This window comes from Bacteroidota bacterium (assembly GCA_034723125.1).
In the GTDB taxonomy this organism is placed as follows: domain Bacteria; phylum Bacteroidota; class Bacteroidia; order CAILMK01; family JAAYUY01; genus JAYEOP01.
This window is the reverse complement of sequence record JAYEOP010000333.1, coordinates 1-2569: the sequence shown is the minus strand read 5'-3', so window position 1 is coordinate 2569 and position 2569 is coordinate 1. Positions and strand designations below refer to the sequence as shown.

Annotated in this window: 3 protein-coding genes; all 3 read right to left on the bottom strand. The window is 30.6% G+C overall.

The window, feature by feature from the left end; all coding sequences use genetic code 11:
- Positions 1-203: 203 nt before the first annotated feature.
- A complete protein-coding gene (locus U9R42_09220) occupies positions 204-1124 on the bottom strand; it encodes a molybdenum cofactor synthesis domain-containing protein (protein MEA3496200.1) in 921 nt (306 codons plus the stop codon).
- 18 nt (positions 1125-1142) lie between these two features.
- Entirely contained in the window at positions 1143-1664 is a 522-nt protein-coding gene (locus U9R42_09215; GenBank protein MEA3496199.1) for a hypothetical protein, read from the bottom strand.
- A gap of 65 nt (positions 1665-1729) precedes the next feature.
- Positions 1730-2182 (bottom strand): cyclic pyranopterin monophosphate synthase MoaC, encoded by a 453-nt coding sequence (moaC, locus tag U9R42_09210; GenBank protein MEA3496198.1) that lies wholly within the window; start codon positions 2180-2182, stop codon positions 1730-1732.
- Positions 2183-2569: the final 387 nt, after the last annotated feature.

Here is a 2569-nt window from a genome sequence, read left to right as displayed (position 1 = left end):
TTTTAACTTTAAGTCCTTCTTCTTGTTTATCCGTAACACATAACCTTTTAGTTTTTAGTTTTTAGCTTTTAGTTTTAACTCTAAGTACTTTAGGCACTCTAGGCACTTTAAGTACTTCTTTTTGTTTGTTTATTCAAAATTTAGAATTCACAACTTTCGAAGCGAAGCAAGTCCGTAGGATTAGTTTTTAACTTTTAATTAAGTCAATGTTTATCAATACCGTGAAGCATGTAAACCAAGTGTTCAAGGGATTTGTTTATTTCTGTCATGTATTCCTTTACAGCTTTTACACTTCCGGGCAAAGTAAAAACGAGACTCTTGTCAATTACTCCTGCAACTGAACGGCTTAACAATGCAGCTGGTTTTTCCATTCCGTATTTTACTCTTATCAATTCCATTATTCCCGGAATTTCTTTGTCAAGCATTGGCTTTATTACATCAATGGTAAAATCTCTTTCACCAATTCCTGTTCCTCCTGTAGTTATTATTAAATCGCATTTTTCTTTTTTTGATTTTAATGCCAGAGAAGTAAGCTCATCAGGGTCGTCAGGAATTAATTTATAATCAATTTCAAAATTCCAATCTTTCTTTTCAAAGAATTTCTCAAGATACTTTTTTATTTCAGGACCGCTTTTATCTTTGTATTCACCTTGTGAAGCTCTGTCACTCAGTGTAATTAGTGTTGTTTTAAAAACTTTGGGGAAATATTCAATATTGTCTCCGCTTTTTATTTTCCCTGTTTGTAATACCCTGCAAAAAATACCTACACGAGGCATTACATAATGTCCGATTTCACTAAATTCTCTATGAAATTCTTTCCCGATTTGTGTAACTTCAAGGATAACATCTCCTATTTTAAAAATATCAAATATTCTTACAACTTTGTTTCCTAATCCTTTAATGCTTATGTTTTCAGCAAATTCGCCAAATTCAGTATTTCTGGCAGATGTTATCTTTTTAAAATTGTTTACATGATATTCGTCTATCAAACTTACTTGTCTGTTTCCTTTTTGAGCATGAACATCACCTTTTACACCATTTTCTTCAATGATAATTTCATTTTGAGGAAATTTTCTACTTCTATTTGTAGATAGATTTACTGATAAAACTATTATTTTGTTCATAATTAATATCGGAAATATTTACATCCCACGTGGCTCATTATTCCATAGAACATTAATAATCCACCAACGATTATTTTTATAAATTAACTGAAAACAATTTGCACCTTTTCTATTTTCAGGTGTGTTATCTTCAAGCATTATTGATTCGAACATGCTGAAAACCTGAGCGATATTACCTGATTCCTGAATTGACCTTCCTGTTTCCTTTTCGTAATAATCATACTCTTTTAAAATTGGTTTAAGATAAGCAATGTAATCATCAATTCCTCCTCTGAAAAACACTTCTTTTCCTTTTTCATTTATTTTTAAGGAAGTAAATTGTGCATTGGAACAAAACAATGCTTTGAATTTTACCCAATCCCTATCTCCTGCATGACCGGAAATTAGCTCATAAACAGTAGAGATAATATTGTTTATACTTTTTACCTCGAAGGAATCATAAGAGAATGAAGATTTGTTTTCTGTTTTTTGTGCCGATACAGTAAAACTAAAAAATAATGTAAGTGAGAAAATTGCAAGTATTAAATTTTTATTTTTCATAGTATAAGGCTTTAATAGTTTTAATCAAATTTACTAAAATTATTTACAATCAGTTGAAATTATTATTAAATATTTTCTTTTATTTTTTCAATCAAACGAATATTTTCAATTTCCATCTTTTTATCAATGGCTTTGCACATATCGTAAATAGTTAATAATGTAATACTCACAGCAGTTAGTGCTTCCATTTCAACGCCTGTTTGTCCAATGCATTTAACCTTGCTTTTTGCTAATACTCCATTTTCTTTAAGTTCGGTTTTTACATCAATTTTTGTAAGCCGTAATTGATGGCAAAGAGGAATAAAATCACTTGCTTTTTTTGCCGCCTGAATACCTGCTATTTCAGAAACCGTAAGAACATCACCTTTTTTTATGTTATTTTCTTTGATAAGTTTTACAGTTTCAGAATCTAATTTTATAAATCCTTCCGCAATTGCTGTTCGTAGTTGTTCGGGTTTGTGACCAACATCCACCATTTTTGCTTTACCTTCATTGTCAGTATGAGTAAATTTTTTCATATTTTTTTAGTTTAAATTTATTTCTCGCAAAGACGCCCCGATACAGTCATTCTTCCTTATGGGGCAAGCAAAGAACACTAAGAAAAATTGTTTAGATTCTCCTCCGTAGCTTTAGCGAAGGAGGATCTGTTTATTTGTCATTTAGTGGTCATTTGCTTCGCTGTCATTTAGTTGCTATTTTTTAACTTTAAGTCCTTCTTCTTGTTTATCCGTAACACATAACCTTTTAGTTTTTAGTTTTTAGCTTTTAGTTTTAACTCTAAGTACTTTAGGCACTCTAGGCACTTTAAGTACTTCTTTTTGTTTATTTGTCATTTAGTGGTCATTTGCTTCGCTGTCATTTAGTTGCTATTTTTTAACTTTAAGTCCTTCTTCTTGTTTATCCGT